13 protein-coding genes are annotated in these 12,087 nt (G+C 71.3%); 12 read left to right on the forward strand and 1 reads right to left on the reverse strand.

Annotated elements, in window-relative coordinates; genetic code table 11:
* The 12 genes from CPCC7001_RS05725 (at position 1) to CPCC7001_RS05780 (ending at position 10,463) form a co-directional block, all read left to right on the forward strand.
* Positions 1-1,002 (forward strand): serine hydrolase, encoded by a 1,002-nt coding sequence (locus CPCC7001_RS05725; RefSeq protein ID WP_006910721.1) that lies wholly within the window; start codon positions 1-3, stop codon positions 1,000-1,002.
* Positions 999-2,435 carry a DUF3370 domain-containing protein gene (locus CPCC7001_RS05730; RefSeq protein WP_006910281.1) on the forward strand — a complete coding sequence of 479 codons (1,437 nt, stop codon included), beginning with the start codon at positions 999-1,001 and terminating at the stop codon, positions 2,433-2,435. Before CPCC7001_RS05725 ends, CPCC7001_RS05730 begins: the two co-directional genes overlap by 4 nt.
* The gene (bchI, locus tag CPCC7001_RS05735) at positions 2,432-3,520 is read left to right on the forward strand and encodes a magnesium chelatase ATPase subunit I (RefSeq protein WP_006911628.1); all 1,089 of its coding nucleotides are present in this window, start codon (positions 2,432-2,434) and stop codon (positions 3,518-3,520) included. Before CPCC7001_RS05730 ends, bchI begins: the two co-directional genes overlap by 4 nt.
* 16 nt (positions 3,521-3,536) lie before the next feature.
* Positions 3,537-4,019: a crossover junction endodeoxyribonuclease RuvC gene (gene ruvC, locus CPCC7001_RS05740; protein ID WP_006909800.1), complete on the forward strand. Its 483-nt coding sequence runs from the start codon at positions 3,537-3,539 to the stop codon at positions 4,017-4,019.
* Positions 4,019-4,651, forward strand: a complete 633-nt coding sequence (locus tag CPCC7001_RS05745; protein WP_006909650.1) for a 5-formyltetrahydrofolate cyclo-ligase — start codon at positions 4,019-4,021, stop codon at positions 4,649-4,651. The genes ruvC and CPCC7001_RS05745 overlap by 1 nt, the downstream gene beginning before the upstream one ends.
* Positions 4,652-4,747: 96 nt before the next feature.
* Positions 4,748-4,915 (forward strand): hypothetical protein, encoded by a 168-nt coding sequence (locus CPCC7001_RS05750; protein WP_156796687.1) that lies wholly within the window; start codon positions 4,748-4,750, stop codon positions 4,913-4,915.
* Positions 4,916-4,941: 26 nt separating this feature from the next.
* Entirely contained in the window at positions 4,942-5,457 is a 516-nt protein-coding gene (locus CPCC7001_RS05755; protein ID WP_006909696.1) for a hypothetical protein, read from the forward strand.
* Positions 5,458-5,892: a SufE family protein gene (locus CPCC7001_RS05760; protein WP_043368670.1), complete on the forward strand. Its 435-nt coding sequence runs from the start codon at positions 5,458-5,460 to the stop codon at positions 5,890-5,892.
* A gap of 34 nt (positions 5,893-5,926) precedes the next feature.
* Complete coding sequence (locus CPCC7001_RS05765) at positions 5,927-7,276, forward strand: homoserine dehydrogenase (protein WP_006909320.1); 1,350 nt, start codon at positions 5,927-5,929, stop codon at positions 7,274-7,276.
* 274 nt (positions 7,277-7,550) lie between these two features.
* Complete coding sequence (locus CPCC7001_RS05770) at positions 7,551-7,763, forward strand: hypothetical protein (protein ID WP_006909524.1); 213 nt, start codon at positions 7,551-7,553, stop codon at positions 7,761-7,763.
* Positions 7,764-7,791: 28 nt separating this feature from the next.
* Positions 7,792-9,435 (forward strand): ABC transporter substrate-binding protein, encoded by a 1,644-nt coding sequence (locus CPCC7001_RS05775; protein WP_006909690.1) that lies wholly within the window; start codon positions 7,792-7,794, stop codon positions 9,433-9,435.
* Positions 9,432-10,463 carry an ABC transporter permease gene (locus tag CPCC7001_RS05780; protein WP_006910007.1) on the forward strand — a complete coding sequence of 344 codons (1,032 nt, stop codon included), beginning with the start codon at positions 9,432-9,434 and terminating at the stop codon, positions 10,461-10,463. Before CPCC7001_RS05775 ends, CPCC7001_RS05780 begins: the two co-directional genes overlap by 4 nt.
* Positions 10,464-10,502: 39 nt before the next feature.
* Here CPCC7001_RS05780 and CPCC7001_RS05785 read toward each other — a convergent pair whose 3' ends face one another.
* The gene (locus tag CPCC7001_RS05785) at positions 10,503-12,074 is read right to left on the reverse strand and encodes an alpha/beta fold hydrolase (protein WP_225867181.1); all 1,572 of its coding nucleotides are present in this window, start codon (positions 12,072-12,074) and stop codon (positions 10,503-10,505) included.
* Positions 12,075-12,087 lie beyond the last annotated feature (13 nt).

Genomic DNA, 12,087 nt, shown 5'->3' on the forward strand with positions numbered 1-12,087 from the left:
TTGCTGCTGCGTCTCACCGTGATGGGCATCGGGCTGGGGGTGCTGGCGGGCACGGGGCTCAAGCTGCTGGCTCCCCACCTGGCCACCGGCGCGGTGGATGCTCCGAAGCTCGACCCCGGCAACCAGGCTTCGGCCAGCACCCTGGATCCGGGGCGTTTCGAGCCGAAGAAGAAGCTCACCGCCCTGAGCGAGTCCTGGGCCCGCCTGGCGGCTGCCCAGCAGGGGCTTCAGGCCAGCGGCTTCCTGCTGGTGCTGGATGACGGTCGCTATGCCGAACTGCAGGCCGATCAGGCCCTGCCCGCCGCCAGCTCGATCAAGACCCCCATCCTGCTGGCGGGCCTGGAGGATGTGGACGCGGGCAAGATCCGCTGGAACGAGCCCCTGCCCCTCACCAAGGAGGTGGTGGGGGGTGGCGCCGGCTGGATGGCCAGCAGGCCGGTGGGCACCCGCTTCCCCTTCTTCGAATCGGCCACCGAGATGATCCGGGTGAGCGACAACAGCGCCACCAACCTCCTGATCAAGCGTCTGGGGGGCAAGGAGAAGCTCAACGCCCGCTTCCAGGCCCTGGGACTGCCGGCCACGGTGATCAACAACTGGCTGCCGGATCTCGAGGGCACCAACACCACCAGCGCCCGCGACCTGGCCAAGTCGATCGCCCTGGTGGACACCGGCGAGACACTGAGTCCGCGGGCTCGGGATCTGTTTCGCGAGATCATGGGCACCTCCCGCACCAACACCCTGATCCCGCTCGGACTGCTTCAGGGCCTGGGCAAGGACGCCGCAGACCCGGACAGCGAACTGCTGAGCTTCGGCGTCACCGTGTACAACAAGACCGGCGACATCGGCATCGCCTACTCCGACGCCGCCCTGATCCATCTCCCCACCGGCCAGCGGGCCGTGGCCGCCTTCATGGTGAAGGGGCCGTTCAACGACCCGCGCTCCGCCGAGCTGATCCGCTCGATGGCCGCCGAAACCGCCAAAACCCTCGTGGGCCGCCGATGATCTCCCCGCTCCGTCTCCTGCTCTCCACGGCCACCGGCGTGGTCGCCGCCACGGGCCTGGTGCTGCCCACGGGGGCGGCACCAGCGGCGGCCCCGGCGGCTCCGGCTCCGGCGCCCCCCATGCTCCGCTCCCAGACGGTGGCCCCCCTCCCCGGCGGCCTGGACACCGTGCTGGTGGTGAACGACAACAATCCGGAGCTGATCACGGGGCCGGGGATCCTGCTCTCCACCTTCCCCGGCCGGGGCCGCGGCGTGCCCGAGGCCCATCTGGATGTGCCCCTCAGCGGCAGCTTCGATCTGTTCAGCCACCACGTGTATGCCGGCAAGCCGGACACCCTCGACTCCACCCTGTGGCTGGCGGTGGTGGCCCAGCCGCGGGGGCCGAAGCCGGTGACCCTGCGCCTGCTCGGAGGCTCCACCGCCCTGTCGCAGTCGCTCGATCCGGCCATGGCGGGCGCCCCGTTCCTGCCCCTGCCGCCCCTGCTGGAGGAAACCACCACCCCGGCCTACGCCGGACCGGGCAGCCGGGTGGCGGGCGAACTGCTGGCCCGCCGGCGCAGCCCTGAACTGGCGCGCGAATGGACCCTCGCCCCGGACCAGCCGAGCACCCTGGTGGTGCTGCCCTTGCCGGTGCGGGGGCTCGATCCCCTGCTGAACGGCCGCAACCTGCAGATGCGCCTGCTCAGCAGCGGTCCGGTGAGCCTGGCCACCCTGGCCGCCTTCGGACCCAACGATGCCCCGCCCCCGGCCGACACCTGGGCCCGCCTGCTGGACGGAGGGCTCAGTCCGAAGGAGCACACGCCCACGCCGCGGGGGGCCAGCGGCCGGATCATCTACTCCAGGGTCAGCGGCGTGCAGGTGGGCAGCGTCTGGAGGGGCACGATCACCGCCCCGGACAAGGCCTGGCTGCCGGCCAGCGCCGCGCCGATCTCCTGGCCGATCGCCTCGCTCGAGCGCGGCACCCTGGGCACCGGCCAGGTGCAGACCGCCGAACTGAAGGCCTTCTATCCCGGCACCGCCTGGGCCGCCCACGGCAACTACGGGGTCGAGTATGACCTCACCATCCCGCTGCGCAACACCGGCACCACTCCCGTGCAGCTGCAGCTTGCCCTGGAGTCGCCCATCAAGGGCGATCAGCCCCAGGGCGGACTGCGCTTCAACACCACCCCCGCCAAGGCCGTGATGTTCCGGGGGCCGGTGGAGGTGAGCGGCCTGGATGGCCCCGGCGGACGGACCAGCGGCCGCCGCCGCTTCCATCTGGTGCAGCGGGCCGGCGATCCAGGGCCGGCCCTGGGCACCGTGAGCCTGGCGCCGGGCGCCCACCGCAGCCTGCGGGTGCGGCTCATCTACCCGGCCGACGCCACCCCGCCCCAGGTGCTCAGCCTGTTGCCTGTGAAACAATCCCCTCCGACCCCAGCCAGCCGCCAACCGTGACGCAAGCCCGCAAGCGCCGGGTCTTCCCCTTCACCGCGATCGTGGGGCAGGAGGAGATGAAGCTGGCCCTGCTGCTGAATGTCATCGATCCCCGCATCGGCGGGGTGATGATCATGGGCGACCGGGGCACGGGCAAGAGCACCACGATCCGCGCCCTGGCCGATCTTCTTCCCGAGATCCCCGTGGTCGCGGGCGATCCCTACAACAGCTCCCCCGACGATCCGGATCTGCAGAGCGCCGAGGTGCGCCAGCGGGCCGAGCAGGGGGAACAGCTGCCGGTGGAGCAGCGCCAGGTGCCGATGGTGGACCTGCCCCTGGGCGCCACCGAAGACCGCCTCTGCGGCACCATCGACATCGAGAAGGCCCTCAGCGAGGGGGTGCGCGCCTTCGAGCCCGGTCTGCTGGCCAAGGCCAACCGCGGCCTGCTCTACGTGGATGAGGTGAACCTGCTGGACGACCACCTGGTGGACGTGCTGCTGGATTCGGCCGCCTCGGGCTGGAACACGGTGGAGCGGGAGGGCGTGAGCGTGCGGCACCCGGCCCGTTTCGTGCTGATCGGCTCGGGCAACCCCGAAGAGGGGGAGCTGCGGCCCCAGCTGCTGGATCGCTTCGGCATGAGCGTGGAGGTGCGCACCGTGCGCGATCCCGAACTGCGGGTGCAGGTGGTGGACCAGCGCACCGCCTTCGACAACGATCCCGACGGCTTCAACGCCGCGGTGCAGACCACACAGGACACCCTGCAGGCCCGGGTGGTGGAGGCCCAGAACCGCCTGCCCCAGGTGCAGATCGACGACGACCTGCGCATCCGCATCTCCGCCGTGTGCGGTGAGCTCGACGTGGACGGCCTGCGCGGCGACATCGTGACCAACCGGGCCGCCCGCGCCCTGGCCGCCTTCGAGGGCCGCACCGAGGTGACCGAAGACGACGTGGCCCGGGTGGCCGCCTGCTGCCTGCGCCACCGCCTGCGCAAGGATCCCCTGGAACAGATCGACTCCGGCGAGCGGGTGGTGAAGGTGTTCTGCAAGGTGTTCGACCGCCCCGACGCCAGCGACCGGAGCCAGTTCGAACTGGCCCTGGTGGCCTAGGGACGGGCCCGGCCCGGTGCGCATCCTCGGCATCGATCCGGGCCTGGCCCGGGTGGGTTACGGCGTGATCGAGGTGCAGGAGCAGCCGGGAGCCACGGCCCAGCCCCAGCAACTGCTCGACTGCGGCATCCTCCGCACCGATGCCGGCCGCAGCGAGGGAGAGCGGATGGTGGAGATCGCCGCCGACCTGCGGGTGCTGCTGCGGCGCTGGCAGCCCCAGCTGGCGGTGGTGGAGAAGTTCTTCTTCTACCGCTCCAGCACCACCATCGCCGTGGTGCAGGCACGGGGCGTGGTGATCATGACCCTGGCCCGCTTCCAGGTGCCGGTGATGGAGCTGCCGCCGATGCAGATCAAGCAGGCCCTCACCGGCAACGGCCATGCCGAGAAGGCCGAAGTGCTCGAGGCCGTGATGCGGGAGCTGGCGCTCGAAGCCCCTCCACGACCGGACGATGCCGCCGATGCCCTCGCAGCCGCCCTCACGGGCTGGTTCCAGCGGTGATGCCCCATCCCGAGTCCCCGTCTGCCTCTGCGGCCCGGAAGCGTCAGCTGCGGCGGCAGTTCCGTGAACGGCGCCGCAGCCTGCTGCCGGCCTGCGCCGGGGCACTCGCGGAGGTGCTGGCCGCCCAGGTGCCCGCTCTGCTGGCGGCGGCAGCGCCACGCGATCCCACCCAGCCAGCAGAGAGCGGCTGGCTGGGCCTGTACTGGCCCCTGCCGGGCGAGCCCGATCTGCGGCCGGTGCTGCAGGGGTCAGCAGCCTGCCGCGGCCGTCTGGCCCTGCCGGCGATCGCAGCCGGCCGCCTGCACTATCGCCCCTGGCAACCGGGCACCGAGCTGCAGGCCGATGCCTGTGGCATTCCAGCTCCCCCGGCCGCCGCCGGCGATCTGGCCGCCTCCGACCTGCGGCTGATCCTGGTGCCGGCGCTGGCCGTCGACCGGCGCGGCATCCGCCTCGGCTATGGCGGTGGCTGGTACGACCGGCTGCGCAGCGACCCCGACTGGCGACGGGTGGAGGCCCTGGCGGTGCTGCCCCAGGGCTGCGTGGTCGATCGGCTGCCGCAGGAGCCCTGGGACATCCCGATGGATGGGTGGATCAGCGAGGCAGGCCTCACCCGGCTGTGTCGCGAACCTTGACAAAGCCGCAACAGGACTGGGACTGGCCATGAACCTCTGCGAAGATCGCCCCATTGCTCATTTCGCCCCGTGACGATGACCGCCGGATCCCTGTCCATGGCGAGCTCCTCGCCAGCCGGGGCGCCCAGCGCCGCCGAGCGGGTTCTGGCCTCGGAGCTGGCGGGTCGCAGCGACAGCCACGACGCCCTGTCGATGATGGTCACCTCCATGCTGCGGATGGTGCAGGCCGGCAAAACGCGCGAGAGTCGCTGGAAAGACTCCTGAGCCCTGTCCTGAATCCCCGGCGAACCATGGTCCTGCCCTCGCTTCTCTCCGCCCGGGGCCTGAGCCCTCTGGTCGCGGCCGCTGCCCTTGGTTTCACCGTGGCTGGGCCGTCGCCGGTGTGGGGCCACGCCATCGAGAGCAGTCTCGAGAGGATCACGGCCCTCAACGACGAGCTGATGCTGGAGAGCCGCTTCAGCAACGGCGAACCCGCCGATGACGCCGTGGTGCGGCTGCTTCCCCCAGGCGGAGAGCCGATCGAGGTGGGCCGCACCGATGCCAGCGGCCGCATCCGTTTCAGCCTGCCCAGCCCGGCCGCCAAGGACTGGGAGGTGCAGGTGGACCGCGGGCCCGGCCACCGCGACTATCTGGAGCTGAACGAAACCGGCAGCGCCGCCCCCAGCCTGGGCCTGCGCCCGGCAGCGCCGGTGCGGACAGCGATCAGCAACCCTGGGCTGGTGAACGATCCCTGGGTCCTCCTGGCGGGCCTCACCCTCATCGGCGGGGGCGCAGCAGGCATGCTGGCGCTGCGTCGCCGTTTCTGAATGGCCGAGCCCAAACCGGGGGCCACGGGCAGCCCCGCCCTGGACAGCATCGTGGCGCGCCTGGCCGGCACCTCCGATCCCAGGCGCCGGTACGAATACGTGCTGTGGCTGGCCAAGAAGCTCGAACCCCTGCCGGAGGAATTCCGCACCGACACCTTCAAGGTGAAGGGGTGCGTGTCCCAGGTGTACGTGGTGGGCGAGCTGCAGGATGGCCACCTGCACTGGCGGGGCGACTCGGACGCCGCCATCACCAAGGGCCTGCTGGCCCTGCTGATCGAGGGTCTGGAGGGCCTCACCCCCGAACAGGCCGCGGCCATCGATCCCGCCTTCATCGCCGCCACCGGGCTGCAGGGCAGCCTCACGCCGTCGCGGGCCAACGGCTTCCTCAACATCATGGCGATGATGCAGGCCCAGGCCAGAGCCCTGGCGGCCTGATTTCTAGGATCCTGCCATTGCGGGGCACCACAGCATGACCATCGGCATCGGCCTGCTCGGACTGGGCACAGTGGGCGCCGGTGTGGCGAGCATTCTGGCCAGCCCTGAAGGCCGCCATCCCCTGGTGGCCGCCCTGCGGCTCCAGCGGGTGGCGGTGCGGGATCTGACCCGCTCCCGGCCGCTGGCGCCGCCGGCCGAGCTGCTCACCACCGATCCCGAGGCGGTGGTCGATGACCCGGCCGTGGACATTGTGGTGGAGGTGATGGGCGGCCTCGAGCCAGCCCGCACCCTGATCCTGCGGGCGATCGCCGCGGGCAAGCCCGTGGTCACGGCCAACAAGGCCGTGATCGCCCGCCATGGCGAGGAGATCGCCGCCGCAGCCGCCGCACAGGGGGTCTACGTGCTGATCGAGGCCGCCGTGGGCGGCGGCATCCCGATCATCGAGCCGCTGAAGCAGTCCCTGGGCAGCAACCGGATCCAGCGGGTGAGCGGGATCATCAACGGCACCACCAACTACATCCTCAGCCGCATGGCCGCCGAGGGCGCCGCCTACGCCGATGTGCTGGCCGATGCCCAGCGGCTGGGCTACGCCGAGGCCGATCCCGCCGCCGACGTGCAGGGCGGTGACGCCGCCGACAAGATCGCCATCCTCACCCGCCTGGCCTACGGCGGCACCGTGCCCCGCAGTGCCATTCCCACCGAAGGCATCGACCAGCTCGAGGCCCGCGATGTGGCCTATGCCGACCGTCTGGGCTTCGTGGTGAAGCTGCTGGCCGTGGCCCAGCTGATGGAGGCCGACGGCTCAGACGCCAGCAGCGACCATCCCCTCCTGGACGTGCGGGTGCATCCCACCCTGGTGCCCAGCACCCACCCCCTGGCCGGGGTGAACGGGGTGAACAACGCGATCCTGGTGGAAGGCGACCCCGTGGGCCAGGTGATGTTCTACGGCCCGGGGGCCGGGGCCGGCCCCACCGCCTCGGCCGTGGTGGCGGACATCCTCAACATCGCCGGTATCCGGCAGGCCACGGGGGGATCCGGCGGAGGCCTCGATCCCCTGCTGGCGGCCGGCAGCTGGCGCACCTGCGCGCTGGTGGAGGGATCCCTCACCACCCACCGCAACTACGTGCGGCTCAGGACGCGGGACGAGGCGGGGGTGATCGGCAAGATCGGCACCTGCTTCGGCGACGCCGGCGTGTCGATCCGATCGATCGTGCAGTTCGCGGCCCACGACTTCGCGGCCCAGGACAAGGACGGCGGCAATGCGGATGCCGAGATCGTGGTGGTCACCCATGAGGTGCTGGAGGCCGACTTCCGCCGGGCCCTGGCCAGGATCGAAGCCCTGCCCGAAGTGGAGTCGGTGGCGGCCTGCCTGCGCACCCTCTGAACCCGAGCCGGGGCAGTGGACTGATCGGCGTGATCAGCGGCTCCGATCGTTCACCCCTGGCGCCTCGGCACCTCCAGGGGCCACAGTGGAGAGAGCTGAAGACATCGTGAAGAACTCAGCCGTTACGAACCCAGCCGTTGATCTCCATCCGCGCACGACCCGCCCAGATGGTATCCGCATGAACATTTCCACCCCCGGGAGCTCCGCACCATGGCGCCATCACTCCCGACCCCCTTCCACCCTCCACCGTTCGTCCCCCTGTTCTGACAGCCCCATGACGGCCCTCTCCTGCTCCACAGCCTCCACCACACCCAACCAGGGTGAGTGCGTGCTTCTCGATTCCGGGGAGCAGCTGTACCAGGTGATCGGCGTGGACGATCGCCACGACCGCTGCTGGCTGCGCCGCTGGCCCCTCGCCCGCAACGGTTCCGAGGTGTTTGAAATTTCCCTGCAGCAGGTGCGGCCGGCCAGACCCCACCGCTCTTGAATGGCCCCCAGCTTGTGAGGGCCATCGCTTGCACCTGCCCGCGCGGCTGACCCCCAGACTCTGGGCCCCACTGCTGCTGGCACTCGCCACCACCCTGGCCGGGTGCCTGCCCAGCACCTCCAGTTCGAAGTCCGAGGCGCAGGGCACCAACCGGCTGGTGGTGGCCAGCCGCAATCGGGTTGACAGCGTGGATCCGGCCGGGGCCTACACCTTCGGCGCCATGCAACTGCTGAGCGCGGTGGGCGATCCGCTCTACGTCGTCACGGCGTCAGGCCAGCTGGAACCGCGTCTCGCCCTGGCACCACCACAGTTGAGCGCCGATGGACGCACCGCCACCATCCCCCTGCGGCGGGACGTGCGCTTCCACGACGGCACGCCCTTCGATGCGGCCGCGATGGTGTTCAGCCTCGAGCGCTTCCTGGCGATCGGCAAGCTGAGCTACCTGCTCGGCGATCGGGTCGAGGCGGTGCGGGCAGTGGACTCCCACACGCTGGAGCTCAGGCTGCGCCAGCCCTTCGCGCCGCTGGCCGAGCTGCTCAGCGCCGTGGCCCTCACGCCCCTCTCCCCCACCGCCTACCGCCAGCACGGCAGGCGGCTGCTCAACGAGCGCTTCGTGGGCACGGGCCCCTACCGGCTCACCTTCTTCAGCAAGCAGCAGCAGCGGCTCGAACCTTTCGCCGACTACTGGGGCCGCTCACCGGCCAACGACGGCATCGACCTGGTGTCGCTCAGCAACTCCACGGCCCTGTTCGGCGCCCTCACCAGCGGCGAGGTGGATGTGCTCCTCTCCACCAGCCTGGAGATCGACCAGCAGGCCGCGCTGCGGCAGCGCAGCCGGGAGGGACAACTGCTGGAAGGGAGCGGACCGGCGCTGGAAATCAGCTACCTCACTCTGCTCAGCGACCAGCCCCCCTTTGACGATCCTGTGCTGCGCCAGGCCCTGGCCTACAGCCTTGATCGCGACACGATCAGCGAACGGGTGACCCTGGGCCTGCGCCCGCCCCTGCGGGAACTGGTGCCCCCCAGCCTGCCGGGCTCGGATCCCACCGCCTGGGTGCGCTACGACCCCGACCGGGCCCGCAGCCTCTACCGCCAGGCGGGCTACTGCCAGGGCCGCACGCTGCAGGTGCCCCTCACCTTCCGCTCCAACATCCCCAGCGACCGCCTCTTCGCCCTGACCTGGCAGGCTCAGCTGCGCCAGGACCTGGGCGACTGCGTGCAGCTGGACGTGACCGGGATGGAATCCACCACGGCCTACCGTCAGCTGGGCGAAGGGGCCTTCACCCTGATTCTGCTGGACTGGATGGGGGATTTCCCCGACGCCGACAACTACCTGATCCCCCTGCTCGCCTGTGAGAAGGAGGAGCAGAACCGCTGCCTGGAGGGCGCCAGCGCCGCCAGCGGCAGCTTCTGGGCCCAGCCGGGCCTGCAGGCTCTCCTGCAGCGCAGCGAGAGCAGCAGCGGGCCCGAGCGCAGCAGCCTGCTGCAGCGGATCCAGCGGATCACCGCCGGGGCCGGCCCCTACATCCCGCTCTGGCTGGTGGCGCCGCGGGCCTGGGCCCAGCCGGGAGTGAGCCCACCCAGCTTCGACGGTTCGGGACGGCTGCAGCTGCAGGCCCTCACCCGCACCGGCGCGGGCACGGAGGCCGGAACAGGGGCGGTGCGGCCATGAGTCGGCGCCGGGCGCTGGCCCAGTACCTGGCGGCGCGGCTGGCGCTGGCCCCCCTGATGCTGTGGCTGATCGCCACCCTGGTGTTCCTGCTGCTGCGGCTGGCGCCGGGCGATCCGATCGACGCCCTGCTCGGCAACCGTGCCCCGGAGGCCGCCCGGGCGGCCCTGCGCAGCCGCCTGGGCCTGGATCTGCCCCTGTGGCGGCAGTACGGCAACTTCCTGGGCGATCTGCTCCAGGGTGATCTGGGCACGTCCCTCACCAACCAGGACCCGGTGAGCACGGTGATCGGCCAGACCTTGCCCGCCAGCCTGGAGCTGGGCAGCGTGGCCCTGATCCTGGCGGCGATGGTGGGCCTGGCCGTGGGCTTCTCCGGCATCGCCAGACCCGAAGGAAAGCTGGATCTGGCCGGCCGCCTCTATGGCATCGGCACCTACGCCCTGCCCCCGTTCTGGGCGGCGATGGTGGTGCAGCTGATCTTCGCGGTGTGGCTGGGCTGGCTGCCGGTGGGCGGGCGGTTCCCGCCCACCCTGCTGCCGCCCGAGGGCAGCGGCTTCTACCTGATCGACAGCCTGCGCATCGGCCTGGGCAGCGGCGACTGGCGGGTGCTGGCCGGCACCGTGCGCCACCTCACCCTGCCGGCCGGCACCCTGGCGCTGCTGCTGAGCGGCATCTTCGCCAATGCCCTGCGGCTGAACCTGCGCCGCAGCCTCGCCAGCGACTACGTGGAGGCGGCCCGCAGCCGGGGGCTGGGGGAGGCGCGGGTGGTGCTGCGCCATGCCCTGCCCAACGCCCTGCTGCCCGTGCTCACCATCACCGGCATCACCGTGGCCTCGTTGATCGGGGGCGCCCTGCTGATCGAGGTCACCTACTCCTGGCCGGGGATCGCCTACCGGCTGCAGGAGGCGATCAGCCAGCGCGACTACCCCCTGGTGCAGGGCATCGTGGTGGTGGTGGCGGCACTGGTGGTGCTCGTCACCGTCACGGTGGATGTGCTGGTGGCCCTGCTCGATCCCCGCATCCGTTTCTGAGGGCTGTGGGAGGGGAGGGGAGTGTGTGCTCGCCGCCTTTCAGGGGCGCCCGAGACGGCTGCGCCAGCGGCGCGCCTGCTGCTGATCGAGCACATAGGCATCGATGCCGTTGTGGTCGCGGCGCTGGGGCGAAAGCAGGCTGGGGTGCTGCCACCCCTCCAGGAACTCGATCGTGACGGCCAGCAGCAGCTCCTGCACCCTGCGGGGGTCCTCGCCCACCAGCTGATCGCCGAGCCGGAACAGGGGCTCCCCCTCCTCCGCCAGGCGCACCGGCGAGAAGTGGCTGCCGCCGTCCACCAGCACCAGCCGGCTGCGGGGGTTCTGGTTGCCGAGAAACAGGTCCAGCTGTTCGGTCACCGGCGGGGTGACCAGGTCCAGGCTTCCCCCCACCACCAGCACGGGCAGGTTGAGGTCGGCGAGACCCCGGGCCGGCCACAGCAGGCTGCCGAAGCCGTTGAAGGTGATCACCCCGCGCAGGGGAATCGCGTCCTGCAGCGCCGAGCCGCTCACGGGGAAGGTCTGCCCGGCGCCATCGCCCATCACCTGGGGCAGCTGGCACTGCAGCAGCCGCGAGAGGTTGGTGACCGGCAGGGAGCTCAGGGCCTGTTCGCAGCGCTGCGCCAGCCCCTTTTCCGGCACCAGCCCGGCGGCCATCAGCGCCGCCAGGCCGCCGAGCGAGTGACCGATCAGCACCATGCCGTCATCGCCGGCGGGGGCGGGGCCGAGGGAGGGGAGGGTGCCGTCCCGCTGGGCCGCCAGCACCGCCTGCAGATCAGCCAGCCGGTCCGGCAGCGACTCCGCTCCTGGGGGTGGGCCCTGCCCCTCCAGCGAGGCCTTCACGGCCCGCTCGTCGCTGCCGGGATGCTCGATGAGCAGCACCGGCCAGCCCCGCTCCGAGAGGGCGCCGGCCAGCCAGCTGAGCTGGTCGGTGTTGCCGCCCAGCCCCGGCATCAGCAGCAGCCAGGGGCCACCCTTGGCCCGGCGCGCCGGCCAGATCTCCACCGGCAGGGGAGAGGGGCGATGGCCGACGGGCAGCTGCAGCAGCTGGGGGCTGGCGTGGTCCTGCCGGCCGAGCACCAGGGTTCGCGAACTGCGCTGGGGCAGGGGCAGGGCGCGCAGCTCCGCCATGGCCCGCTCCTGGGAGCGCAGCTGGCTGCGCCAGTCGCTCGCCAGCTCCAGCAGACCGTCCACCCGCAGGTGGAGACGCTCCGGAGGCAGGGCCCGCAGCAGATCCAGCGTGGTGATCGTGCTCTGGCGCTCCAGCAACTGGTTCAGGGTGGCCAGCAGCAGCACCCCGGTGTTGTCACCGTCAGGGCTGGTGAGCAGGCCGCCCACCTCCCGCAGCAGGGGCTCCCCGGTCCAGCTGCTGAGCAACTGGATCCCGAAGCCCCGGTCCCGCAGCAGGGGCGCCCGCAGCAGGCGGATCAGACCCCGCCGCGACTCGGCATTCAGGAGGTTGAGCCACAGCGCCTGGCTGGTGGAAGCCCCTGCGGGCGTAAGGGTCCAGGCCTCCAGATCGTCCAGGTCGATGGGCAGCTGCAGGCCATCGAGCTCCACCACCAGCTCCGAGGCCGCCCGGGAGGGCAGCGCCGCCAGGGGAGCAAGGGACACCAGCAGACTGGCC

It is taken from the genome of Cyanobium sp. PCC 7001 (assembly GCF_000155635.1).
Classification (GTDB): domain Bacteria; phylum Cyanobacteriota; class Cyanobacteriia; order PCC-6307; family Cyanobiaceae; genus NIES-981.

Excerpts from the sequence above, each read along its gene's own strand:
- CPCC7001_RS05730 (WP_006910281.1), top strand. The coding sequence starts at position 999 with ATGATCTCCCCGCTCCGTCTCCTGCTCTCCACGGCCACCGGCGTGGTC.
- CPCC7001_RS05745 (WP_006909650.1), top strand. The coding sequence starts at position 4,019 with ATGCCCCATCCCGAGTCCCCGTCTGCCTCTGCGGCCCGGAAGCGTCAG.
- CPCC7001_RS05750 (WP_156796687.1), top strand. The coding sequence starts at position 4,748 with ATGGCGAGCTCCTCGCCAGCCGGGGCGCCCAGCGCCGCCGAGCGGGTT.
- CPCC7001_RS05755 (WP_006909696.1), top strand. The coding sequence starts at position 4,942 with ATGGTCCTGCCCTCGCTTCTCTCCGCCCGGGGCCTGAGCCCTCTGGTC.
- CPCC7001_RS05760 (WP_043368670.1), top strand. The coding sequence starts at position 5,458 with ATGGCCGAGCCCAAACCGGGGGCCACGGGCAGCCCCGCCCTGGACAGC.
- CPCC7001_RS05765 (WP_006909320.1), top strand. The coding sequence starts at position 5,927 with ATGACCATCGGCATCGGCCTGCTCGGACTGGGCACAGTGGGCGCCGGT.
- CPCC7001_RS05770 (WP_006909524.1), top strand. The coding sequence starts at position 7,551 with ATGACGGCCCTCTCCTGCTCCACAGCCTCCACCACACCCAACCAGGGT.
- CPCC7001_RS05780 (WP_006910007.1), top strand. The coding sequence starts at position 9,432 with ATGAGTCGGCGCCGGGCGCTGGCCCAGTACCTGGCGGCGCGGCTGGCG.